Source organism: Streptomyces sp. NPDC014656, assembly GCF_043084305.1.
GTDB lineage: Bacteria > Actinomycetota > Actinomycetes > Streptomycetales > Streptomycetaceae > Streptomyces.
The window spans coordinates 126,340-148,678 of sequence record NZ_JBIBZN010000001.1 but is presented as its reverse complement, the minus strand read 5'-3'; the positions used below and the strand labels follow the sequence as shown (position 1 = coordinate 148,678).

The 22,339-nt window shown below is 72.3% G+C and carries 21 protein-coding genes and 1 pseudogene; 14 read left to right on the top strand and 8 right to left on the bottom strand.

What is annotated here, in order from left to right; genetic code table 11:
- The first annotated feature begins 81 nt into the window (after positions 1 to 81).
- Complete coding sequence (locus ACF1ED_RS00730) at positions 82 to 1,752, top strand: alpha/beta hydrolase (protein ID WP_391756197.1); 1,671 nt, start codon at positions 82 to 84, stop codon at positions 1,750 to 1,752.
- A gap of 75 nt (positions 1,753 to 1,827) precedes the next feature.
- Here ACF1ED_RS00730 and ACF1ED_RS00725 read toward each other — a convergent pair whose 3' ends face one another.
- Positions 1,828 to 2,445, bottom strand: coding sequence for a HEAT repeat domain-containing protein (locus ACF1ED_RS00725; RefSeq protein WP_391756196.1), 618 nt, complete (start codon positions 2,443 to 2,445; stop codon positions 1,828 to 1,830).
- Between the two features lie 360 nt (positions 2,446 to 2,805).
- Between ACF1ED_RS00725 and ACF1ED_RS00720 the strand changes: the two genes are divergently transcribed.
- The 9 genes from ACF1ED_RS00720 to pssA all read left to right on the top strand — a co-directional run bounded on the left by ACF1ED_RS00720 (position 2,806) and on the right by pssA (position 13,762).
- Positions 2,806 to 4,587: a 3-hydroxyacyl-CoA dehydrogenase family protein gene (locus ACF1ED_RS00720; RefSeq protein WP_391756195.1), complete on the top strand. Its 1,782-nt coding sequence runs from the start codon at positions 2,806 to 2,808 to the stop codon at positions 4,585 to 4,587.
- A gap of 82 nt (positions 4,588 to 4,669) precedes the next feature.
- Entirely contained in the window at positions 4,670 to 5,536 is an 867-nt protein-coding gene (locus tag ACF1ED_RS00715) for a TetR family transcriptional regulator (RefSeq protein ID WP_391756194.1), read from the top strand.
- A 419-nt stretch (positions 5,537 to 5,955) separates the two neighbouring features.
- Positions 5,956 to 7,293 carry a crotonyl-CoA carboxylase/reductase gene (gene ccrA / locus ACF1ED_RS00710; RefSeq protein WP_043224039.1) on the top strand — a complete coding sequence of 446 codons (1,338 nt, stop codon included), beginning with the start codon at positions 5,956 to 5,958 and terminating at the stop codon, positions 7,291 to 7,293.
- 15 nt (positions 7,294 to 7,308) lie between these two features.
- Entirely contained in the window at positions 7,309 to 9,369 is a 2,061-nt protein-coding gene (locus tag ACF1ED_RS00705; RefSeq protein ID WP_391756193.1) for a protein meaA, read from the top strand.
- The gene (locus tag ACF1ED_RS00700) at positions 9,366 to 10,331 is read left to right on the top strand and encodes an HpcH/HpaI aldolase/citrate lyase family protein (RefSeq protein ID WP_391756192.1); all 966 of its coding nucleotides are present in this window, start codon (positions 9,366 to 9,368) and stop codon (positions 10,329 to 10,331) included. Before ACF1ED_RS00705 ends, ACF1ED_RS00700 begins: the two co-directional genes overlap by 4 nt.
- Positions 10,332 to 10,335: 4 nt before the next feature.
- Positions 10,336 to 10,860, top strand: coding sequence for a MaoC family dehydratase (locus tag ACF1ED_RS00695; RefSeq protein WP_319013327.1), 525 nt, complete (start codon positions 10,336 to 10,338; stop codon positions 10,858 to 10,860).
- A gap of 2 nt (positions 10,861 to 10,862) precedes the next feature.
- Positions 10,863 to 12,068, top strand: a complete 1,206-nt coding sequence (locus ACF1ED_RS00690) for an acyl-CoA dehydrogenase family protein (protein WP_391756191.1) — start codon at positions 10,863 to 10,865, stop codon at positions 12,066 to 12,068.
- 169 nt (positions 12,069 to 12,237) lie between these two features.
- The gene (locus tag ACF1ED_RS00685; RefSeq protein WP_043224033.1) at positions 12,238 to 12,894 is read left to right on the top strand and encodes a phosphatidylserine decarboxylase; all 657 of its coding nucleotides are present in this window, start codon (positions 12,238 to 12,240) and stop codon (positions 12,892 to 12,894) included.
- Positions 12,887 to 13,762 carry a CDP-diacylglycerol--serine O-phosphatidyltransferase gene (gene pssA, locus ACF1ED_RS00680; RefSeq protein WP_391756787.1) on the top strand — a complete coding sequence of 292 codons (876 nt, stop codon included), beginning with the start codon at positions 12,887 to 12,889 and terminating at the stop codon, positions 13,760 to 13,762. The genes ACF1ED_RS00685 and pssA overlap by 8 nt, the downstream gene beginning before the upstream one ends.
- 72 nt (positions 13,763 to 13,834) lie before the next feature.
- Here the strand turns inward: pssA and ACF1ED_RS00675 are convergent, their stop codons facing one another.
- The 7 genes and pseudogenes from ACF1ED_RS00675 to ACF1ED_RS00645 all read right to left on the bottom strand — a co-directional run bounded on the left by ACF1ED_RS00675 (position 13,835) and on the right by ACF1ED_RS00645 (position 19,848).
- On the bottom strand, positions 13,835 to 14,308 hold the full coding sequence (locus tag ACF1ED_RS00675) for a GNAT family N-acetyltransferase (RefSeq protein ID WP_391756786.1): 474 nt from the start codon (positions 14,306 to 14,308) through the stop codon (positions 13,835 to 13,837).
- Positions 14,309 to 14,401: 93 nt separating this feature from the next.
- A pseudogene (locus ACF1ED_RS00670) lies at positions 14,402 to 14,809 on the bottom strand (GNAT family N-acetyltransferase); the annotation flags it as partial.
- A 118-nt stretch (positions 14,810 to 14,927) separates the two neighbouring features.
- Positions 14,928 to 16,193, bottom strand: a complete 1,266-nt coding sequence (locus tag ACF1ED_RS00665) for an ABC transporter substrate-binding protein (protein WP_391756190.1) — start codon at positions 16,191 to 16,193, stop codon at positions 14,928 to 14,930.
- Positions 16,190 to 17,266 carry a branched-chain amino acid ABC transporter permease gene (locus tag ACF1ED_RS00660; protein ID WP_391756189.1) on the bottom strand — a complete coding sequence of 359 codons (1,077 nt, stop codon included), beginning with the start codon at positions 17,264 to 17,266 and terminating at the stop codon, positions 16,190 to 16,192. Before ACF1ED_RS00660 ends, ACF1ED_RS00665 begins: the two co-directional genes overlap by 4 nt.
- On the bottom strand, positions 17,259 to 18,149 hold the full coding sequence (locus tag ACF1ED_RS00655; protein WP_391756188.1) for a branched-chain amino acid ABC transporter permease: 891 nt from the start codon (positions 18,147 to 18,149) through the stop codon (positions 17,259 to 17,261). Before ACF1ED_RS00655 ends, ACF1ED_RS00660 begins: the two co-directional genes overlap by 8 nt.
- On the bottom strand, positions 18,146 to 18,991 hold the full coding sequence (locus tag ACF1ED_RS00650) for an ABC transporter ATP-binding protein (RefSeq protein WP_391756187.1): 846 nt from the start codon (positions 18,989 to 18,991) through the stop codon (positions 18,146 to 18,148). The genes ACF1ED_RS00655 and ACF1ED_RS00650 overlap by 4 nt, the downstream gene beginning before the upstream one ends.
- A complete protein-coding gene (locus tag ACF1ED_RS00645) occupies positions 18,988 to 19,848 on the bottom strand; it encodes an ABC transporter ATP-binding protein (protein WP_391756186.1) in 861 nt (286 codons plus the stop codon). The genes ACF1ED_RS00650 and ACF1ED_RS00645 overlap by 4 nt, the downstream gene beginning before the upstream one ends.
- A gap of 196 nt (positions 19,849 to 20,044) precedes the next feature.
- Here ACF1ED_RS00645 and ACF1ED_RS00640 point away from each other — a divergent pair, with 196 nt between their 5' ends.
- The 4 genes from ACF1ED_RS00640 (at position 20,045) to ACF1ED_RS00625 (ending at position 22,336) form a co-directional block, all read left to right on the top strand.
- Positions 20,045 to 21,244, top strand: a complete 1,200-nt coding sequence (locus ACF1ED_RS00640; RefSeq protein WP_391756185.1) for a PucR family transcriptional regulator — start codon at positions 20,045 to 20,047, stop codon at positions 21,242 to 21,244.
- A 66-nt stretch (positions 21,245 to 21,310) separates the two neighbouring features.
- Positions 21,311 to 21,712 carry a hypothetical protein gene (locus tag ACF1ED_RS00635; protein WP_391756184.1) on the top strand — a complete coding sequence of 134 codons (402 nt, stop codon included), beginning with the start codon at positions 21,311 to 21,313 and terminating at the stop codon, positions 21,710 to 21,712.
- A 241-nt stretch (positions 21,713 to 21,953) separates the two neighbouring features.
- The gene (locus ACF1ED_RS00630) at positions 21,954 to 22,139 is read left to right on the top strand and encodes a hypothetical protein (protein WP_391756183.1); all 186 of its coding nucleotides are present in this window, start codon (positions 21,954 to 21,956) and stop codon (positions 22,137 to 22,139) included.
- On the top strand, positions 22,136 to 22,336 hold the full coding sequence (locus tag ACF1ED_RS00625; RefSeq protein WP_391756182.1) for a hypothetical protein: 201 nt from the start codon (positions 22,136 to 22,138) through the stop codon (positions 22,334 to 22,336). The genes ACF1ED_RS00630 and ACF1ED_RS00625 overlap by 4 nt, the downstream gene beginning before the upstream one ends.
- Positions 22,337 to 22,339: the final 3 nt, after the last annotated feature.

Genomic DNA, 22,339 nt, shown 5'->3' with positions numbered 1-22,339 from the left:
CGCCGTCATCACCCCCTCCGTTCGGGTCGATTACCGGCGGAACGGGTCGTGTCCCGCGCCCCGCGGGGCACTCCACGCTCCATGACCACCCGCGCAGGAATGCTGATCGCCGCTGGGGCGCTGGTCGCCGGGACGGTCACCGTCCTGCCCGCGTCCGCCGCGGGCACCGGTGAACCGGTCCCCCGCCCCCTCCCCCCGCTCGCCTGGACCGACTGCGGCACCAAGGCGTACCCGAAGCTCCAGTGCGCCACCCTCGGGGTGCCGCTCGACCACGACGACCCGGCCGGCCGGAGCATCACGCTCGCGCTGACCCGGATCCCGCACACCGCGAAGACCTTCCAGGGCCCGCTCCTGGTCAACCCCGGCGGCCCGGGCGGCAGCGGCCGCGGCATGGCCGGCTACGTCGCCGCCTCGCTGCCGGCGAAGGTCGCCGCCGAGTACGACGTCATCGGCTTCGACCCGCGCGGCGTCGGCAGGAGCGAGCCCGCGCTCGACTGCCGGCCCGGCCACTTCGACCCCGTGCGCCCCGACTCGGTGCCGCGCGGCGCCGACGGCGAGCGGACCGCCGTGGAACGCGCCCAGGCCTTCGCCGCCGCCTGCGGCAAGAAGCACGCGGACGTCCTCCCGTACATCGACACCGTCTCCGCCGCCCGCGACCTCGACCTGATCCGCAAGGCGCTCGGTGCCGACCGGATCAACTACCTCGGCTACTCGTACGGCACCTACCTGGGCGCCGTCTACGCCCGCCTGTACCCGGAGCGGGTGCGACGGATGGCGCTGGACTCCGTGGTGAACCCGAACGGCGTCTGGTACGAGGACAACATCGCGCAGGACTACGCCTTCGACACCCGGCACAAGGACCTGATGGCCTGGGTGGCGAAGCACGACTCCGTCTACCGGCTGGGCACCGACCCGTCGGCGGTCGAGGCGGCCTGGTACCGGATGCGCGAGGAACTGCGCGACTCCCCCGCGGGCGGCAAGGTCGGCCCGGGCGAGCTGGAGGACACCTTCCTGCCCGGCGGCTACTACGACGGGTACTGGCCCAAGCTCGCGAGCGCCTTCTCCGCGTACGTGAACGAGGGCGACCCGGCCCCGCTCACGGCCGCCTACGAACGCTTCGGCGAGGCCGACTCCGCCGCCGACAACGGCTACTCCGTCTACACCGCCGTCCAGTGCCGGGACGCCGCCTGGCCCCGGGACTGGAACGTGTGGCGGAAGGACAGCTGGAGCGTCCACGCCAAGGCGCCCTTCTCCACCTGGAACAACGCCTGGTACAACGCGCCCTGCGCCTTCTGGCCGGTGGAGCCGCTCACCCCGCCGGACGTCTCCAACGACCAGCTGCCGCCGGTCCTGGTCCTCCAGGCCACGGACGACGCCGCCACCCCGTACGAGGGCGGGCTCGCCCTGCACCGGATGCTCCACGGCTCCAGCCTGGTCGTCGAGCAGGGCGGCGGGAACCACGGCGTGACCCTCGCCGGGAACGACTGCCTCGACGAGCACCTGAGCGCCTACCTCGCCACCGGCACCGTGCCGCGCGCCGAGGGCGCCTCGGAGGTCGACGCGGTCTGCGCCGCCCTCCCCGGCCCCGAGCCGGAGCCGGCGGCCGCTCCGGAGAAGACCGGGGACGAGGCGAAGAAGAAGGCCGGGAGCGGGGCCGGGGAGAAGGCCGGCCCGCAGGCCGGAGGAAAGGCGTCCGCCCGCGTCCAGCGCGCCGCCACCACCCTCCACGGGCTGCTCGGCCACGTGCGCTGACCCGGGCCCCTCACCGACGACGCCCGCGCCCTTCCGGGGCGCGGGCGTCGTCGCGCCGCGCGGCCCCCGAGCGGGTCAGGCCCCCGGGCCGCCGAGGAGGGCCAGGGAGCGCTCGGCGGCGCGGCCGAGGCGGGGGTGCGGGAGGGCGGCCTCCAGGACGTCCCGGGCCAGCGGGTCGCCCAGGGTGCCGAGGCCCTCGACGCAGGCGAGGCCGACGCGCCAGTGGGGGTCGCCGGCCGCCAGCCGCCGCTCCAGGACGGTGACGAGGGCCGGGACGGACTCGGGGGCGCGCAGGTCGGCGAGGAGCCGGACCGGCAGGAGGGCGTAGGCGGCCCGGAGTTCGTTGGTGGCGAGGGCGGCGGCGGCCCGGGCGGTGCGCGGGTCGCCGAGCCGGACGAGGGCGTGGGCGGCGGTGACGCACCGCTCGGGGTCCCGGTGGTTGAGGAGGAGGACGAGGGCCTCGAAGGCCCGCGGGTCGCCGGTCACGCCGAGGCGGTAGGCCGCGATCTCGCGCGCCCAGAGCGGCTGCGCGGGGGCGGTGAGCAGCCGGTGGAGTTCCTCGGGGTCGGTGGTGCGGGCGAGTTCTCCGAATGCGGCGGTAACGGCTTCCTCTTCGTTCTCGATCTCGTCGCGCAATCGATCGATCATCGAGCAGAATTCGGGATCCTCGGAGTTGTCCTCGACGATTTCCATGAATCCGAGGCTATCCGCGATCCACATCACATTTTCCCGAGTTCCCAGGACTGGCGCGCTCGTTACCGGCCGGTTAATCTCAAGTGAGCGGGGAACCCCCGCACTTCTCGCCGCGGCCTGGTGACGCAGCCGCGGTGAGCGCTGGTCGGTTCGGCAGTTCTCGACGTGGCTCAGGGACAGGGCCCTCGTCTCCTTTCTTTTCTCCTCTTCGGGCCCTCGCCGCCTCGTGCACCGGGGCCGCATCCCCGCGCACCGCGGCGCCGCCTCCGTGCGGCCGGCCGCGTTCCCGGTATTCCCGCGCCCTTTCCCTCCGCGCGCGCACCGCCTTCAGTCGTCACTCTTCCTCTCAGGAGTCCCCTGATGGACACCCCTCTCTCCACCATCGCCGTCGTCGGCCTCGGCACCATGGGCACCGGCATCGCCGACGTCCTCGTCCGGGCCGGCCGTGAGGTCGTCGGCATCGACGTCAGCGAGTCCGCCGGCGCCCGCGCCGTCGCCGCCCTGGAGGCGTCCACCGCCCGCGCGGTGGCCCGCGGGCGCATCACCGAGGACGAGCGGCAGGACGCGCTGGCGCGCTTCCGCGTCTACTCGGACCTCCAGGCCGCCGCCGCGGCCGACCTCGTCATCGAGGTCGTCCCGGAGGAGTACGAGACCAAGCAGGAGGTCTTCCGGACGCTGGACGGCATCGTCCGCCCGGACGCCGTCCTCGCCACCGGCACCAACGCCCTGTCGGTGACCCGGCTGGCCGCCGACTCGGCGCACCCGGAGCGCGTCCTCGGCCTGCACTTCTTCGCGCCGGTCCAGGCCATGAAGCTGGTCGAGGTGGTCTCCTCGGTGCTGACCGACCCGCGGGCGGTGGACGCCGTCACCCGGCTGGCCCAGGACCTCGGCAAGGAGCCGGTGGCGGTCGGCGACCGGGCCGGCTTCGTCGCGGACGGGCTGCTCTTCGGCTACCTCAACCAGGCCGCCGCCATGTACGAGGCCCGCTACGCCTCCCGCGAGGACATCGACGCGGCCATGAAGCTGGGCTGCGGCCTGCCGATGGGCCCGCTGGAACTGCTCGACCTGGTGGGCATCGACACGGCCCGCACCGTCCTCGACGCGATGTACCAGGCGTCCCACGACCGGCTGCACGCCCCCGCGCCGATCCTGAAGCAGCTCTCCGAGGCCGGTCTCACCGGCCGCAAGGCGGGCCGCGGCTTCTACACCTACGCGGCGCCGGGCGCGGCCGAGAAGGTCGACGACGCGCTGACCCCGGCGGCCTCGGGCGCCGCCGGCGCGGGCCGCGAGGTCCGCTCGGTGGGCGTGGCGGGTTCGGGCACGATGGCCTCCGGCATCGCCGAGGTCTTCGCCAAGGCCGGCTACGACGTGGTCCTCGCGGCCCGCTCGCAGGAGAAGGCGGACGCGGCCAAGGCGTACATCGCCAAGTCGCTGGAGCGCTCGGTGAGCAAGGGCCGGATGACCGGCGAGGCCCGCGACGAGACGCTGGCCCGGATCGTCCCGGCCGGTTCGCTGGACTCCTTCGCCGGGGTCGACCTGGCGGTCGAGGCGGTCGCCGAGGACCTGGGGATCAAGCAGGAGCTGTTCGCCCGCCTGGACAAGATCTGCAAGCCGGGCGCGGTGCTCGCCACCACGACCTCCTCGCTGCCGGTCGTGGCCTGCGCCAGGGCGACCACCCGCCCGCAGGACGTCATCGGCATGCACTTCTTCAACCCGGCGCCGGCGATGAAGCTGGTCGAGATCGTCCGTACGGTCCTGACCGCCGACGACGTGCACGCCACGGTCCGCGAGGTCACCGCGAAGATCCGAAAGCACGGCGTGGACTGCGGCGACCGGGCCGGTTTCATCGTGAACGCGCTGCTGTTCCCGTACCTGAACAACGCGGTCAAGATGGTCCAGGAGCACTACGCGACGCTGGACGACATCGACACGGCGATGAAGCTGGGCGGCGGCTACCCGATGGGGCCGTTCGAGCTGCTCGACGTGGTCGGCCTGGACGTCTCGCTGGCGATCGAGAAGGTGCTGCACCGCGAGTTCCGCGACCCGGGCCTGGCCCCGGCGCCGCTCCTGGAGCACCTGGTGGCGGCCGGCTGCCTGGGCCGCAAGACGGGGCGCGGCTTCCGCGAATATGCCCGCCGCTGAGCCCGGCGATCCCGGACAGGGGTGGGGCGGGCTGCTGGAGCCCTTCGGCGGCCCGCCCCCGCAGGCGCGTCTTCCTGCACGGATGCAGTACGTTCGGGTCATGCCCAAGGCCGTGAAGACACCCCGTGCCACCTCTTCGTCCGACGCTCAGGAGAGCGCGGCGGGGACCCGTGCCGCCGCGCAGCGGCTGAAGATGCGCCGGGAGCTGGCGGCCGCCGCGATGGAGCTCTTCGCGACGAAGGGGTACGAGGCCACCACGGTCGACGAGATCGCGGCGGCGGCCGGGGTGGCCCGGCGGACCTTCTTCCGCCACTTCCGGTCCAAGGAGGAGGCGATCTTCCCGGACCACGACGACACGCTGGTGCGCGCGGAGGCGGTGCTGAACGCGGCCCCGCCGCACGAGCACCCGCTCGACACCGTGTGCCGGGGCATCAAGGAGGTCATGAAGATGTACGCGGGCTCCCCCGCGATCTCCGTGGCCCGCTACCGGCTGACGCGTGAGGTGCCCACCCTGCGGGAGCGGGAGATCGCCTCGGTGGCCCGCTACGAGCGGCTCTTCACCCGCTACCTGCTGGGCCACTTCGACGAGCGGGACCACCACGACGGCAACGACGACCCGCTGCTCGCCGAGGTGGCGGCCTCCGCGGTGGTCACGGCCCACAACCACGTGCTGCGGCGCTGGCTGCGGGCGGGCGGGCAGGGCGACGTGGAGAGCCAGCTCGACCACGCCTTCGCGATCGTGCGGGAGACCTTCGGCTCGGGCATAGGCGCGGGCCGCCCGGCCCCTTCCTCCCCGCAGACCCAGCAGACCCAGCAGTCCCAGCCGCCGCGGGAGACGCCGGCCGCGCGGGTCTCCGCCTCGGGTGACGTGGTCGTCGCGGTGGCCCGTACGGACGCTCCGCTGGACGAGGTCATGCGGACCATCCAGCAGGCACTCACGAAGGGCTGAGACACCCCTCTCCCGCACCTTCGAAGGTCCGACACGAGGGCCGCCCCCGGTTTCCCGGGGGCGGCCCTCGTCGCGTTCTCCCAGCTCAGAGGCGCATTCGATCGATCATCGCTCATCGGTGAGCACCTTTTCGCATCTGAGGGAAATTGTTGGCACGCAGTGCCTTGTCACGTGACACGGCGTGCCATACGTTGATGTTGTCCGGGCGGCCGGAGCGCGGAGAAGACCCGTACTCCGGCTGTCCCAGCGGCCCCACGGCCGTACGCCCGGACGCCTGCGTCACAGGCACCCTCGCGCCCCACACCGGCGCGGCCACCGCACCACCCGAGCCGAACCGACGGCACACCTCCACAGCAGCAGCACTCCCCGACGTACCCCTCAGGCGTCCGCTCCCGGACGCTCTCCGCCGGAGGCACACCGTGAAGGAAATCCTGGACGCGATCCAGTCGCAGGACGCCACGTCCGCCGACTTCGCGAACATCAAGCTCCCCGAGTCGTACAAGGCCGTGACCGTCCACAAGGACGAGGCCGAGATGTTCGCCGGCGTCGCCAGCCGCGACAAGGACCCCCGCAAGTCGCTCCACCTCGACCAGGTCCCGCTCCCCGAGCTGGGCCCCGGCGAGGCGCTCGTGGCCGTGATGGCCAGCTCCGTGAACTACAACTCGGTCTGGACCTCGATCTTCGAGCCCGTCTCGACCTTCGGCTTCCTGGAGCGCTACGGCCGCCTCTCCGAGCTGACCAAGCGCCACGACCTGCCGTACCACGTGATCGGCTCCGACCTCGCGGGCGTCGTGCTGCGCACCGGTCCCGGCGTCAACGCCTGGACGCCGGGCGACGAGGTCGTCGCGCACTGCCTGTCCGTCGAGCTGGAGTCCTCCGACGGCCACAACGACACCATGCTCGACCCCGAGCAGCGGATCTGGGGCTTCGAGACCAACTTCGGCGGCCTGGCCGAGATCGCGCTCGTCAAGTCGAACCAGCTGATGCCCAAGCCGAAGCACCTCAGCTGGGAGGAGGCCGCCGCTCCCGGCCTGGTCAACTCCACCGCCTACCGGCAGCTGGTCTCCCGCAACGGCGCCGGCATGAAGCAGGGCGACAACGTCCTCATCTGGGGCGCCTCCGGCGGCCTCGGCTCCTACGCCACCCAGTTCGCGCTGGCCGGCGGCGCCAACCCGATCTGTGTCGTCTCCTCCCCCGAGAAGGCCGACATCTGCCGGGCCATGGGCGCCGAGGCGGTCATCGACCGCAACGCCGAGGGCTACAAGTTCTGGAAGGACGAGCGGACCCAGGACCCGCGCGAGTGGAAGCGCTTCGGCTCCAAGATCCGCGAGTTCACCGGCGGCGAGGACATCGACATCGTCTTCGAGCACCCGGGCCGCGAGACCTTCGGCGCCTCCGTCTACGTCACCCGCAAGGGCGGCACGATCACCACCTGCGCCTCCACCTCGGGCTACATGCACGAGTACGACAACCGCTACCTGTGGATGTCGCTGAAGCGGATCATCGGCTCGCACTTCGCGAACTACCGCGAGGCGTGGGAGGCCAACCGCCTGATCGCCAAGGGCAAGATCCACCCCACGCTCTCCAAGACGTACACCCTGGAGGAGACCGGCCAGGCGGCGTACGACGTCCACCGCAACCTCCACCAGGGCAAGGTCGGCGTCCTCGCCCTCGCCCCCCAGGAGGGCCTCGGCGTCCGCGACGAGGAACTGCGCGCCCAGCACATCGACGCCATCAACCGCTTCCGCAACATCTGAGCCCGGGGACCGCACATGACTGAGCGCCAGAAGGACCGGCCGTGGCTCATGCGGACCTACGCCGGTCACTCGACCGCCGAGGCGTCCAACGAGCTGTACCGGCGCAACCTCGCCAAGGGGCAGACCGGTCTGTCGGTCGCCTTCGACCTGCCGACCCAGACGGGCTACGACCCCGACCACGTCCTCGCCCGCGGCGAGGTCGGCCGGGTCGGGGTCCCCGTCTCGCACCTCGGCGACATGCGACGGCTGTTCCAGGACATCCCCCTGGAGCAGATGAACACCTCGATGACCATCAACGCCACGGCGATGTGGCTCCTGGCGCTCTACCAGGTGGCGGCCGAGGAGCAGGGTGCGGACATCACCAAGCTCCAGGGCACCACGCAGAACGACATCGTGAAGGAGTACCTGTCGCGCGGGACGCACGTCTTCCCGCCCGGCCCCTCGCTCCGCCTCACGACGGACATGATCGCGTACACGGTCAACAACATCCCGAAGTGGAACCCGATCAACATCTGCAGCTACCACCTGCAGGAGGCGGGGGCCACTCCGGTCCAGGAGATCTCGTACGCGATGTCCACCGCGATCGCGGTCCTCGACTCCGTCCGCGACTCGGGCCAGGTGCCCGAGGAGCGGTTCGGCGAGGTCGTCGCCCGCATCTCCTTCTTCGTGAACGCGGGCGTCCGCTTCATCGAGGAGATGTGCAAGATGCGCGCCTTCGGCCGCATCTGGGACACGGTCACCCGCGAGCGGTACGGGATCGAGGACGCCAAGCAGCGGCGCTTCCGCTACGGCGTCCAGGTCAACTCGCTCGGCCTCACCGAGGCCCAGCCGGAGAACAACGTCCAGCGGATCGTCCTGGAGATGCTGGCCGTCACCCTCTCCAAGGACGCCCGCGCCCGCGCCGTCCAGCTCCCCGCCTGGAACGAGGCCCTGGGCCTGCCCCGGCCGTGGGACCAGCAGTGGTCGCTCCGCATCCAGCAGGTCCTCGCCCACGAGTCCGACCTGCTGGAGTACGAGGACATCTTCGCCGGCTCCCACGTCGTCGAGGCCAAGGTCGACGCCCTCGTCACCGAGTGCCTGGCCGAGATCGACCGGATCCAGGAGATGGGCGGCGCGATGGCCGCCGTCGAGTCCGGCTACCTCAAGGCCCAGCTGGTCTCCTCGCACGCCGAGCGGCGCGCCCGGATCGAGTCCGGCGAGGACAAGATCATCGGCGTCAACGTCTTCCAGTCGACCGAGCCGAACCCGCTCACCGCGGACCTCGACACGGCGATCCAGACCGTCGACCCGGCCGTCGAGGCCCGCGTGGTCGGCGCCGTCTCCCGCTGGCGCGCCGAGCGCCAGGAGTCCACGGACCGCCAGGGCAACGGCGACCCCTTCGTCTTCCCGACGACCCAGCAGGCGCTGGAGCTCCTGAAGGAGGCCGCCCGCGGCACCGAGAACCTGATGGAGGCCACCCTGGAGTGCGCCCGCGCGGGCGTCACCACCGGCGAGTGGGCCGGGGCGCTGCGCGAGGTCTTCGGCGAGTACCGCGCCCCCACCGGCGTCTCCTCCGCCCCGGTCGCCGTGCCGGCCGAGACCGGCTCCCCGATGGCCGAGGTCCGCCGCAAGGTCGACCGCACCGCCCAGGACCTGGGCATCGGCAAGCTGCGCTTCCTGGTCGGCAAGCCCGGCCTCGACGGCCACTCCAACGGCGCCGAGCAGATCGCCGTCCGGGCCCGCGACGCCGGCTTCGAGGTGGTCTACCAGGGCATCCGGCTCACCCCGGAGCAGATCGTGGACGCCGCCCTGGAGGAGGACGTGCACGCCGTCGGCCTGTCGATCCTCTCCGGCTCGCACGCCCAGCTGGTCCCCGACGTCCTCGACCGCCTCAAGGACGCCGGCGCCACCGACATCCCGGTCATCGTGGGCGGCATCATCCCGAACGCCGACGGCGAGGAACTGCGCCGCGCGGGTGTGGCCGCCGTCTTCACCCCGAAGGACTTCGGTATCACCGAGATCATCGGCCGTATCGTCGACGAGATCCGGAAAGCTCACAAGCTCAGCCCCCTTGAATGTACGGAGGTCCCCGCATGACCAGCCCCGTGAACCGGTTGCGTCCCCGCCGCTCCTGCCTCGCGGTGCCCGGCTCCAACCCGCGCTTCCTGGAGAAGGCCCAGGGCCTCGCGGCCGACCAGGTCTTCCTCGACCTGGAGGACGCCTGCGCGCCGCTGGCCAAGCCCGAGGCCCGCCACACCATCGTGAAGTTCCTCAACGAGGGCGACTGGACCGGCAAGACCCGCGTGGTCCGCGTCAACGACTGGACGACCCACTGGACGTACCGCGACGTCGTCACCGTCGTCGAGGGCGCCGGCCAGAACCTCGACTGCATCATGCTGCCCAAGGTCCAGGACGCCCAGCAGATCGTGGCGCTCGACCTGCTGCTGACCCAGATCGAGAAGACCATGGGCTTCGAGGTCGGCAAGATCGGCATCGAGGCGCAGATCGAGAACGCCCAGGGCCTGAACAACGTCAACGCCATCGCGCAGGCCTCGCAGCGCGTCGAGACGATCATCTTCGGCCCGGCCGACTTCATGGCCTCCATCAACATGAAGTCCCTGGTCGTCGGCGAGCAGCCGCCCGGCTACCCGGCCGACGCGTACCACCACATCCTGATGAGCATCCTGATGGCGGCCCGCGCCAACAACCTCCAGGCGATCGACGGCCCCTACCTGCAGATCCGCAACCAGGAGGGCTACAAGGCCGTCGCGCAGCGCGCCGCCGCCCTCGGCTTCGACGGCAAGTGGGTGCTCCACCCCGACCAGGTCGCCGCCGCGAACGAGATCTTCTCGCCCTCGCAGGAGGACTACGACCACGCCGAGCTGATCCTCGACGCGTACGACTACTACACCTCCGAGGCCGGCGGGAAGAAGGGCTCCGCGATGCTCGGCGACGAGATGATCGACGAGGCCTCCCGCAAGATGGCCCTGGTCATCTCCGGCAAGGGCCGCGCCGCCGGCATGCGGCGCACCAGCAAGTTCGAGATCCCGGAGGCGTAGGACCATGCAGTTCGGCCGCACCTATGAAGAGTTCGAGGTCGGTGCCGTCTACAAGCACTGGCCGGGAAAGACGGTCACCGAGTACGACGACCACCTCTTCTGCCTGCTCACCATGAACCACCACCCGCTGCACATGGACGTGAACTACGCGGAGAACACGACCGACTTCAAGCGGAACGTGGTGGTCGGCAACTACATCTACTCGCTGCTGCTCGGCATGTCCGTGCCGGACGTCTCCGGCAAGGCCATCGCCAACCTGGAGATCGAGTCGCTGCGGCACGTGGCGCCGACCTTCCACGGCGACACGATCTACGGCGAGACCACGGTCCTCGACAAGACCCCGTCGAAGTCCAAGACCGACCGCGGCATCGTGTACGTCGAGACCAAGGGCTACAAGCAGGACGGCACCCTGGTCTGCGTCTTCCGCCGCAAGGTGATGGTCCCCACCGCCGAGTACATCGACGCGCGCGGCGGCGAGCAGCCGGGCCGCCCCGAGCTCATCGAGCCTTCCAAGAAGCCGGAGAAGTAGTCATGGCGCGACTCGCCCAGACCCACGGTCTGACCGACGTCCAGCAGGAGATCCTCGCCACCGTGCGGGACTTCGTCGACAAGGAGATCATCCCGGTCGCGACCGAGCTGGAGCACCGCGACGAGTACCCGCAGGCGATCGTGGACGGGCTCAAGGAGCTCGGCGTCTTCGGTCTGATGATCCCCGAGGAGTACGGGGGCCTGGGCGAGTCGCTGCTCACCTACGCGCTGTGCGTGGAGGAGATCGCGCGCGGCTGGATGTCGGTCTCCGGCATCATCAACACCCACTTCATCGTCGCGTACATGCTGAAGCAGCACGGCACCCAGGAGCAGAAGGAGTACTTCCTTCCGCGGATGGCGGCCGGCGAGACGCGCGGCGCGTTCTCGATGTCGGAGCCGGCCCTCGGCTCGGACGTGTCGGCCATCACGTCGAAGGCGGTGAAGGACGGCGACGAGTACGTCCTGAACGGCCAGAAGATGTGGCTGACCAACGGCGGCACGTCCTCGCTGGTCGCCGTCCTCGTCCGGAGTGACGAAGGCCACCCGGAGGGCACCGCCCCCCACAAGTCGATGACGACCTTCCTCGTCGAGAAGGAGCCCGGCTTCGGCGAGGTCCGTCCGGGCCTCACCATCCCCGGCAAGATCGACAAGATGGGCTACAAGGGGGTCGACACCACCGAGCTCATCATGGACGGCCTGCGCGTTCCGGCCGATCGGGTGCTCGGCGGGGTCACCGGCCGAGGGTTTTACCAAATGATGGACGGCGTCGAGGTCGGCCGCGTGAACGTGGCGGCCCGTGGTTGCGGCGTCGCTCAGCGTGCTTTCGAACTCGGCGTCCAGTATGCCCAGCAGCGTCACACTTTCGGAAAGCCGATCGCCCAGCACCAGGCCATCCAGTTCAAGCTGGCCGAAATGGCTACCAAGGTCGAGGCCGCCCATGCGATGATGGTGAACGCAGCACGCAAAAAGGACTCCGGGGAACGAAACGACCTCGAAGCAGGGATGGCGAAGTACCTCGCCTCCGAGTACTGCAAGGAGGTCGTGGAGGATGCCTTCCGCATTCACGGCGGCTACGGGTTCTCGAAGGAGTACGAGATCGAGCGGCTCTACCGCGAGGCGCCGATGCTGCTCATCGGTGAAGGTACCGCCGAGATCCAGAAAATGATCATTGGCCGCCGCCTCCTGGAGGAGTACCGCTTCCAGGGCTGATTGTCGGTTTTGAGTCGATTGGGCCGCGAAGAAGATCACACCCCGTGTTCGTCTTCCGGCCTTCGACTCGGTTCCTGGCTTGCCCAGTTGCGCCCCGCAACCGATAGCATCGCCGGAAAGCCGCCGTCCCCCGTTGCCAGCGCGGCATCATCCGCTACGAAGGTCATCCATGCCCCACAGCCCAAACTCTGCACACCGCGACAGCCTCAAGGGCGCACGCATCGCACGCGGAGCATCGCCGTGGCTTCTGCCGACCGTCGCCACGGCGGCGCTCAGCCTCGCGCGCTCGGGCCGCTCGAAGCGCGCCCGGGCCATCGCCGTGCCGACCACCGCGCTCGCGGCCGGCATGCTGTGGTTCTTCCGCGATCCCGAGCGAGAGATCGCTCAGGGCCGGGTCATCTCCCCCGCCGACGGCGTGGTGCAGAGCATCATGCCGTGGAAGGACGGGCGCACCCGGGTCGCCATCTTCATGAGCCCGCTGAACGTGCACGTCAACCGTGCGCCGCTGGCCGGCACGGTGACCTCGGTCGAGCACGTCCCGGGGGGCTTCGTCCCGGCCTTCAACAAGGAGTCCGAGAACAACGAGCGCGTCGTCTGGCACTTCGACACCGAGCTCGGTGACATCGAGATGATCCAGATCGCGGGTGCCGTGGCGCGGCGGATCGTGCCGTACATCCCGCAGGGGACGAAGGTCGAGCAGGGTGACCGGATCGGCCTGATCCGCTTCGGCTCGCGGGTCGACATCTACCTCCCGGAGGGTGTCGAGGTCGCCGTCGAGGTCGGACAGGTCACGACCGCGGGGGTGACTCGCATTGACCGTGATTGATCCCGACACACGCGCCGCCGACTGGGCCGCCGACGCCGAGGCGGAGGCGGCCCGAGAGGCGGAGGAGATGCCGCTGTCGCTGAGGCTGTCCATAGCGGACGCCCTCACGCTCGGCAACGCCACGTGTGGATTCATGGCGGTGTACTTCACCACCACGGGCATCCTCATCCCGCACCTCACCGGCAGCACGGAGTCGGGGATGGCGCGCAACAGCGCCGCCACCGCCGTGATACTGATGCTGTGCGCGGCGATCTTCGACCTCTTCGACGGCATCGTGGCGCGCAAGCTCCGCAGCTCGCCGATGGGCGCCGAGCTCGACAACCTGTCGGACCTGATCAGCTTCGGTCTGGCCCCGGCGTACTTCGTGCTCGTCTACGGCATGGTCGCGGACGACGCGCAGCAGAAGGTCTCGGCGGTCGCCGCGATCGTGGTGCTGCTCGCGGTGGTGCTGCGCCTGGCGCGGTTCTCCTGCGTGACGATGAAGGACGGCATGTTCCAGGGCATGCCGAGCCCCTTCGGCGCGCTGACGGTGGTCTCGATCATCCTGCTCGAGCTGCCGTTCATCCCGACGCTGCTGGCGATCATCGGCACGGCGTGGCTGATGGTGAGCCGGGTCGAGTACCCGAAGCCGCGCGGTGTCCTCGCGGCGGCGATGCTCAGCTGGATCGTCGGCGCGATGGCCATGCTGGCCGCCTGGGCGTTCGACGCCCCCGGCGGACAGTTCCTGCTCCAGACCGGGTGCGCCCTCCAGGTCGTGCTGGGCGCCGTGATCCCCCTCTTCGCGACGGCCCGCCGGGTGAACACCTTCCGCGGCAACCGGCGGGAGAGCCGGGAGGCGCGGCAGGCGGAGGCGGCGCAGCTGCGCTGACCCCCGGCCGCACACAAGCCGGTGAAGGGCCCGGAAGCACCTCGCTTCCGGGCCCTTCGTCATGCGCCGGACCTACGCCAGGCGCTTGTAGTACAGCGTGGTGGCCCGGAGGGTGCCCGCCGGGTCGGCGGCGTAGCCGGGGATCGTGCCGGCCCGCAGCCAGCCCGCGCCCCGGTAGAGGCGTTCGGCGGGGCTGTCGGTCTGGGTGTCCAGGACGAGCAGGGTGAGGCCGGTGGCGGCCGCGTGGGCCTCCGCTGCGGCCAGCAGGCGGCGGCCGAGCGCCCGGCCCCGGGCCGAGCGGTGGACGAGGAGCCGGGCCACCTCGCCGCGGTGCCGGCCGTTGGCGGTGGCGGTACGGAGGAGGGTGACGGCCCCGGTGACGGCGCCGTCCGGCCCGAAGGCCGCCCAGACGTCCCGGGTGCCCGCGGTCCCCTCCCACCAGGCGGCGGCCTCGGCGGGGTCCAGGGGCGCCAGGAAGCCGACGGAGGCGCCGTCGTCGACGGCGTCCACGAGGAGCGCGGCGAGGCCGTCGGCGTGCTTCCGCACGTCGTCGGGGGCGAGGAGCTCGACGCGGTCGCCGGGGGCGAACCGCTTCTCCAGGAAGAGCAGGCGCGGACGGTCCTCCCACGGCTCGGCGGGCTCGAAGCCGAGCTCGCGGTAGAGGGCCAGGGGCCCCTCGCGCCACTCCCAGACCGTGAGCCGCACGGCCGGGGCGCCCGCCGCGGCGGCCCGGCGCAGCGCCTCCCCCATCAGCGCCCGGGCGAACCCCCGCCCCCGGGCCTCCGGCTCCACCCACACCCGCTTGACCTCGGGCACGGCCCCGGCCCTCAGGACGAGACAGCCCACGGCCTCCCCGGTCTCCGGCGTGGTGGCGAGGAGCACGGTGTCGGCGGCGAAGGCGCCGACCGGGTCCTCGGCCTCGGCGCGGCGCGCGGCCGGCAGGTCGGCCGGGCCGGTCACGGCGGCGCCCTTCTCGGCCTCGGTCGCGAGGTGGTAGGCGGTGAGCAGGGCGGGCAGGCGGGGGTGGGCGGCGTTCTCCTCGATCATCACGTTCATGGCCCGAGGATCACACCGTCAGGTTTCGGCCAGATGACGGCCGGTGCCCCCGGGAGGAGGACGGGTTCCGTTCTCCTCCCGGGGGACGCGGCCCGGGCCGCGGGGCGGGTCAGAAGGTGTAGGCCTTCGCCGCCTCGGAGACGAAGGGCTGCCGGACCGTGCGCATGCCGCCGGCGGCCTTCTTGTCGGGCTGGATGATGACGGACTGGCGGGACGAGGGCGACTTCGGGTCGGTGAAGTCGTGGGTCATGCCGAAGCCGGGGTCGTGGGCGTTGAGGATGAGGAGCGCCTTGCTGACGCCCTCACGGGTGAGGTCGCCCTTCTCGCAGGCCTTCTTCAGGATCTCGCCGAAGGCGGTCGCGGCCGTCCAGCCGGCGACGACGCCGTTGTCGAGGCCGTCCTCGGGGTAGGCGGCCGCGTAGTCGGCGGCGAGCTTCTTCGCGACGGGGGTGTCGGCGCCGATGGGAAGGCTCGGGGAGGCGAACCAGTACATCTTCTCCAGGGCCGGGCCCGCCTGCGTGCCGAGGAGCTGGGGGGCGAAGGCGGAGTTGTTGCCGACGACCGGGACGCGCAGGCCGGTCGCGGCGGCCACGCCGACCAGGGAGGCGGCCTGGCGCGGGCCGGCGCTGACGAGGACCGCCTTCACGCCGGCCTGCTTGAGCGCGGCGACCTGCGCGGACATGTCGTTGTCGGTCGGCTTGATCTTCTGCTCGACGACGGTCAGCCCGGTCTGTTCGGCGGCGTACTTCGAGCCCTTGAGGGCGTTCTCGCCGTAGTCGCCCTCGAAGTAGACGTGGCCGAGCTTGTCGCCCTTCTTGAGGCCCTTCTCCGTGACGAGGAAGTCGACCGCGTTGATCGTCTCGACGTCGTAGGTGGCGCCGAGGACGCGGATGTACGGGGAGCCGAGGAGGGAGGCCGACCATGCCTGGGGCATGACCAGGCCCTTGTCCTGGCCGTCGACGCGCTGCTTGACGGCGGCGACGAACGGGGAGCCGATGAACTGGGGGTAGCCGACGACCTTCGGCTCCAGCTCCGTGTAGGCGGCGAGCGCCTTCTGCGGGTCGTAGCCGTGGTCGCGGACGGTCAGCTCCAGCTTGCGGTCGCAGATGCCGCCGGCGGCGTTGGTCTGCTTCACCCACAGCTGCTGGGCCTGGGTGACGCTCTTGCCGAGGGTGGCGTAGACGCCGGTCATGTCGGTGAGCGCGCCGAGCGTGATGGTGGTGTCGGTGACGCCCTCGCCCATCTTCACCCCGCCCGCGCCGGTCTCCTCGGCGCCGCCGGTCTTCGCCTTGGAGCTGCATCCGGCGGCGGTGAGCGCGACCAGCACGGCGAGCGCCGTGGCGAGGCCCCGCACGGCCTGTCGTCTGTGGTTCATCGAGTCTCCCCTGAGGGTCGGTGGATCGGGGTTCGCGCGACGAGCCTCGCGAGGCCGCCGGGCAGGAAGAGGACGGTGCCGACGACGGCGGCGCCGTAGAGGTAGCGGGCGGCCTCGCCGGGGGCGATGCCGCCGGTGCCGGGGGCGGAGACCAGCGGCAGGGCCTCGGCGTACCGGTTGAGGAGCTGCGGGAGCAGGGCGACGAAGACCCCGCCCGCGACGGCCCCGGCGACGGAGCCGAGCCCGCCGATGACGATCATCGCCAGGTACTCCAGGGAGAGCGCCATGCCGAAGTACTCGGGCACGGTCCGCTGGAAGACCAGGGCGAGCAGGACGCCGGCGAGGCCCGCGTACATGGAGGAGAGGACGAAGACGGCGGCGCGGTGCCGGGCGACCGGGATGCCCATGACGCCGGCGGCGATCCGGTGGTCGCGGATGGCGTTCATGGCGCGCCCGGGACGGCCCCGGAGCACCCCGCGGGCGAACAGCACCCCGGCGAGGAGCAGGGCCAGGCCCAGGTACCAGAGCTTCTCGACGGCGCCGAAAGGCACCTGGGCGACGAGGAGTTCGGTGTCGTCGAAGGTGAGGCCGAAGAGGTTCAGCGGCGGCACGGCCCGGCCGTTGTAGCCGCCGGTGAGGTCGTGGGCGTTGAAGAGGACGTGCTGGCCGATGAAGATCAGCGCGAGGGTGGCGATGCCGAGGTACGCGCCGTGCAGCCGGCCCGCGATGGGGCTGAACACCCCGCCGGCGAGCCCGGCGAGGCCGACGGCGAGGACGGCGGCGAGCCAGCCCGGCAGGCCGAGGCCGCTGAGTCCGTCGGTGCCGTCGCCGGCCAGGGCGCAGTAGCCGTAGGCGCCGACGGCGAGGAAGAAGGCGTGGCCCATGGAGAGCTGGCCGGTGGCGCCGGTGAGCAGGTTGATGCCGATGGCGCCGATGGCGGCGGCCATCGCGAAGAGCCCGGCCTGGAGCCAGAACCGCTCCAGGTAGAAGGGGAGGACGAGCAGGAGGACGCCGCCGAGGGCGGCGGCGGCGAGGCCGTACGCCTTCGCGGGGATCCTGAGGCGCTCAGACACGGGCGAGCTCCTTGGTGCCGAAGAGGCCGGCCGGGCGGATCAGCAGCACCGCGACCATCACCAGGTAGGGGGCGAGGTCGCCGATCCCGCGGCCGAGGAAGGCGAGGTCGGACTGGTAGCCGGTGGCGAGGGACTCGGTGACGCCGACGATCAGTCCGCCGGCGAGCGCGCCGGTGGTGGAGTCGAGGCCGCCGAGGATCGCGGCGGGGAAGGCCTTGAGGGCGGCGAGCGAGGTGCCGCGCTCCAGACCCGGGGTGGGGAAGACGGTGAGGAAGAGGGCGGCGACCGCGGCCAGGGCCCCGGCGACCGCCCAGGCGCCGAGCGAGACCCGGCCGAGCCGGACGCCCATCAGGGCGGCGGTCTCCTGGTTCTCGGCGGCGGCCCGCATGGCGACGCCCCAGGAGGTGTGCCGGAAGGCGAGCAGGAAGGCGGTGATGAGGAGGCCGGCGGCGAGCAGCGCGGCGATCCGGGTCTCCGCGATCGTCACCGGGCCGAGGGTGACGACCGCGTCGCCCCACGGGTCGCCGAGGGCGAGGATGTCGGTGCCGATCCGGCGGGTCAGCTCGGTGGCGAGGAGGATGTCGACGCCGATGGTGACGATGGCGAGGACGCTGTGGTCGCCTCCCCGGTGGCGGCGCATGACGAAGAACTCGACGGCGGCGCCGACGACGGCCGCGCCCGCGATCCCGGCGGCCAGCGCGGGCCAGAAGCCGAGCGGTTCGTGGAGGACGGCGACGAGGTAGCCGCCGGCCAGGAGCAGCGAGGCGTGGGCGAAGTTGACGACCTCCGTGGCGCGGAAGATGACGACGAAGCCGAGGGCGATCAGGGCGTAGACGGAGCCCAGGGAGAGCCCGTTGATGAGGAACTCCGCGAAGGTGCTCACGCGGCGGTCTCCTCTCCGAGGTAGGCGCGGACGACCGCCGGGTCGTTCTGTACGTCGGCGGGGCTGCCGTCGGCGATCCGGCGGCCGAATTCGAGGACGGTGACGGAGTCGGCGAGCCGCATCACCAGGCCCATGTCGTGCTCGACGAGGAGCACGGAGATGCCGAGGCCGTCGCGGACGCCGGCGATGACGGCGGCGGTGCGGCGCCGTTCGTCGGCGGTCATGCCGGCGACCGGCTCGTCGAGGAGCAGCAGGGTGGGCTCCATGCAGAGGGCGCGGGCCAGTTCGGCGAGCTTCTGCTGTCCGTACGGGAGCGAGCCCGCGGGTTTCGCGAGCTGGTCGCCGAGGCCGACGAAGTCGGCGATCTCCCGGACGCGGGCCCGGTGGCGGGCCTCCTCGCGGGCCGCGGACGGCAGCCGGAGGCCGGCGGCGAGGAAGCCGGTGCGGGTGAGCCGGTGGCGGCCGAGCATCAGGCTGTCCTCGACGGTGGCGCGCGGCGGCAGCGCCAGGTTCTGGAAGATCCGGCCCACTCCGAGGTCGGCGATCCGGTGCGGGGGCAGCGCGGTCAGCTCGTGCCCGCCGAGCCGCACGGAGCCGGAGGTGGCCCGGTACACCCCGGACAGCACGTTGAAGCAGGTGGACTTGCCGGCGCCGTTGGGCCCGATGAGGGCGTGCACGGTGCCGGGGCGGACGGTGAAGTCGACGCCGTCGAGGGCGGTGAGTCCGGCGAAGCGGACGGTGAGGCCGGTGACGGTGAGGGCGGGGACGTCCTCGCGGGCCGGTGCGGCGCCGGGGCCGGGGGTGCGGGGGGCGGGCACGGCCGGCCCGTCCGGGGTGGTCATCGGGGGGTCTCCTTGCGGCGCGGGCCTCGGGCGGGAACCCGGGCCGCTTCGTCCCAGCGGGACAGGACGGGGTGGGCGGCGCGGGCGCGGGCGGCGTCCTCGGCCGCGTCGGCGTCGACCACGCCGAGGTAGCGGCGGCGGACCTCGTCGGAGGCGGCGAGTTCGTCGGCCGGGCCGGAGAGGGTGACCTCGCCGACCTCCAGGACGTACGCGTGGGAGGCGAGCTTCAGCGCCAGCGCGGCGTTCTGCTCGACCAGCAGCACCGCCGTGCCCTGGGCGTTGATCTCCCGGACCGCGTCGGCGATGCGGGCGGCCATCAGCGGGGCGAGGCCGAGCGAGGGCTCGTCGAGGAGCAGCAGCTCCGGGGCGGCCATCAGGGCGCGGCCGACGGCGAGCATCTGCTGCTCGCCGCCGGAGAGGAGCCCGGCGGGCTGCCGGGACCGCTCGGCGAGGACGGGGAACAGCTCGTGGACCCGGCGCAGCGCGGTGGCCTTCGCGGTGCGGTCGCCGCGCCGGGCGAGCCCGCCGGCCCGCAGGTTGTCCTCGACGGACATGCGGGCGAAGACCTGCCGGCCCTCGGGGACCTGGCAGACGCCGGCGGCCACGACCCGGTCGGGCGGCAGTCCGTCGAGCGGCCGGCCGGCCGCGGCGACCGTGCCGGAGACCACGGCCCCGCCGTGGAAGCGCAGCGTGCGCGAGACCGCCCGCAGCAGTGTGGACTTGCCGGCGCCGTTGCCGCCGAGGACGGTGACGACGGCCCCCGCGGGCACGGTCAGGGACACGCGCCGCAGCGCGTGCACCGGTCCGTATCCCGCCGTCAGATCCGTCACCGTCAGGGCGGGTGCGGTACCTCCCATGACTCCCCTTTTCCCGGCCGCCGTTGTTACTCGGCCGTTCGGTGGCGCTCACCCCAGCACCGCGCCGGACCGCCCGTCCACGCCCGGCGGCACAAACGCTGCCGGTGACCAGCGGGGCCGCCGGAGGGCTGTGCACGCGCACAACGCTGCGCGTCAGGGCGTTGCCGTGGAGCGCGGAGCGGTGGATGCTCCCGGCATGGGACGGCGCAGACGGCGGACCGGTGACGACTGGAAGGTGCTCGCCCGTGCGTGCACGACGCTTCTGGAGCGGGTGCCGGAGCTGGTGGACGAGCATCTGACGGAACTCCACGCGTACGAGCCCGCCTACGGGCGGATCGTGCCCTACGACCAGCACTGGCAGGAGGCGCACGAGGCGATCCGGATCGGCATCGAGATGATCTCCGCACCGCGGCACTCGCCCCGGCGGGACCTGGAGCACGCGGAGCTGATGGGCCGGCGGCGGGCCGAGCAGGGCATGCCGCTGGAGCTGGTCGTGCACGCGTACCGGCACGCGGGGCACCTGGTGTGGGACGCGCTGATCGAGGGGGCGGGCCCGGACGCGGCGCAGCTCGCGGCGCTGATGCAGTCGGCGACGACGGTGTGGTCGGCGGTGGACGCGCAGGCGGACCGGGCCTCGGAGGCGTACCGGGCGACGGAGGCGGAGCTGCGGCGGCGGACGGACGAGCAGCTCCAGGCGCTGCTGGACGCGCTGTTGCAGGGCCAGCGGGGGCCGGAGCTGGTGGCGCGGGCGGCGGCGGGCCTGGACCTGCCGGAGCAGGGGCGGTACGCGGTGGTGGTGCTGCGGCCCGACCGGCGCGAGGAGCGCGAGCCCTTCCACCGGCAGGTGCGCGGCGAGGGGCTGCGGTTCCTGTGGCGGATGCGGGCGGACTGCGAGATCGGGGTGGTGGCGCTGGGCGGGGGGACGGACCTGGACGCGCTGGCGGAGCTGCTGGACGGGCGGTGCCCCGGTCCGGGCGGGATCAGCCCGGTGGTGACGGGCCTGACCGAGCTGGGCCGTGCCCGCCGGCTCGCCGAACTCGCCCTGCGCACCTGCCCGCCCGGCACCCGTCAGGTGGTCCGCCTGGACCGCCGGATGGCCGGCGCGCTGATCGTCGGCCAGCCGGACCTGGCGGAGCTCCTGGTGACGGACGTCCTCGGCGGCCTCCTGGAACTGGATCCGGCCGACCGGGCGGTCCTCCTGGAGACCCTGGACGCCTGGCTGGACTGCGAGGGTTCGGCGGGCCGCGCGGCCGGCCGGCTCTACTGCCACCGCAACACGGTCTTCAACCGTCTGCGCCGCCTGGAGCAGTTGACCTCCCGCTCCCTGTCCCGCCCCCGGGACCTCACGGAGATGACACTGGCGCTGGACGCGTTCCGGCTGACCGCGTCAGGCTGAGGCATGACGTCCGAGAGATCACCGTCCGTGTCCTCGCCCGAGCCGCCCGGGTCCGGGAGGACGCCCGTGCCCGCCTGGGTGGTGGTGATCCCGTCGGTGGTGCTCGCCGTGGTCGTGCTGGCGGTCCTGGGAACGCTGTACGCCGTCGCCACCGGCGGTCCGCGCTACCTGGAGACCGCCGACGTCGTCGGCGTCTGGACCGAGAAGGGCGGCGACGGACGTCTGACGCTGCGCCAGGACAATACGGCGGAGCTGACCGGCACCGTGCTGAACGGCGGACCCGACGAGCCGCCGCTCCGCGGCACCTGGAGGGTGGGCATCCCCGACGAGCCCCGCACGGTCGAGTTGGACCTCCCGTTCTCCGTGGGGATGGACGTCGACGAGTCGGGCGGACGGGCGACCCTCTCCGGCGCCGTCGCCGCCTACGGAACCACCACGTACACCGAGTACCTACGCGAGCCCGGCTGACCTGGCAGGATCCCCTCGCGGCCATGGCGACGAACACGCGCACGACACGGCGGCGGGTGCCCCTCGGGAGGGCGCTGATCGCCGTGGGGCTGCTGGCTCCGGTGGCGCAGGCGCTGGGAGCCCTGGTGGCGGAGTCGACGCGGCGGGTGGTGCTGCTGACCGTGTTCGGGGCGCCTTGGCCGTCCCGGCTCGCCAGGGCGGTGCTGTGCGCGGTGGGCGTCCGGCGGGCAGGCGGAGGTGGGTGCGCGAGGAGCCGGCGGCCGTGTGCGCGGCGGCGGCGGTCCTGCTGGTGTTCCTGCGGGTGGTTCCCGGCGGCTTCCTCTCCCCCGGCCGGGAGGAGTCGGAGCGCCGGGCCGCGTCGGGAGGGGTCGAGCGGTACGGGACGGTGGACACGGGGCCGCCCTCATCGACCCGCTGTGGCGGGTGACGGTCGGCTCCGGCTCGGGTCTCACCGCCCGGAGCCGTCCGGTGGCCGCGTACGGCGAGCGCGCGGGCTTCGTCGCGGTCGCCTGGGACGGTCCGGACGCCCTCCTGGTCAGCGGCAGCGACGGTACGACGCGCATCACGCCGGCCCCCTCGACCGGCGCTCCGGATCGGATGGTCGACGCGGGCCGACGGCCGTGAGGG

Bases quoted from the DNA above. Each gene is read 5' to 3' on its own strand.
- ACF1ED_RS00640 (WP_391756185.1), top strand. From the start codon at position 20,045: ATGGGACGGCGCAGACGGCGGACCGGTGACGACTGGAAGGTGCTCGCC.
- ACF1ED_RS00705 (WP_391756193.1), top strand. From the start codon at position 7,309: ATGACTGAGCGCCAGAAGGACCGGCCGTGGCTCATGCGGACCTACGCC.
- ACF1ED_RS00645 (WP_391756186.1), bottom strand. From the start codon at position 19,848: ATGGGAGGTACCGCACCCGCCCTGACGGTGACGGATCTGACGGCGGGA.
- ACF1ED_RS00700 (WP_391756192.1), top strand. From the start codon at position 9,366: ATGACCAGCCCCGTGAACCGGTTGCGTCCCCGCCGCTCCTGCCTCGCG.
- ACF1ED_RS00685 (WP_043224033.1), top strand. From the start codon at position 12,238: ATGCCCCACAGCCCAAACTCTGCACACCGCGACAGCCTCAAGGGCGCA.
- ACF1ED_RS00720 (WP_391756195.1), top strand. From the start codon at position 2,806: ATGGACACCCCTCTCTCCACCATCGCCGTCGTCGGCCTCGGCACCATG.
- ACF1ED_RS00730 (WP_391756197.1), top strand. From the start codon at position 82: ATGACCACCCGCGCAGGAATGCTGATCGCCGCTGGGGCGCTGGTCGCC.
- ACF1ED_RS00690 (WP_391756191.1), top strand. From the start codon at position 10,863: ATGGCGCGACTCGCCCAGACCCACGGTCTGACCGACGTCCAGCAGGAG.
- ACF1ED_RS00650 (WP_391756187.1), bottom strand. From the start codon at position 18,991: ATGACCACCCCGGACGGGCCGGCCGTGCCCGCCCCCCGCACCCCCGGC.
- ACF1ED_RS00665 (WP_391756190.1), bottom strand. From the start codon at position 16,193: ATGAACCACAGACGACAGGCCGTGCGGGGCCTCGCCACGGCGCTCGCC.
- ACF1ED_RS00725 (WP_391756196.1), bottom strand. From the start codon at position 2,445: ATGGAAATCGTCGAGGACAACTCCGAGGATCCCGAATTCTGCTCGATG.
- ACF1ED_RS00695 (WP_319013327.1), top strand. From the start codon at position 10,336: ATGCAGTTCGGCCGCACCTATGAAGAGTTCGAGGTCGGTGCCGTCTAC.
- ACF1ED_RS00715 (WP_391756194.1), top strand. From the start codon at position 4,670: ATGCAGTACGTTCGGGTCATGCCCAAGGCCGTGAAGACACCCCGTGCC.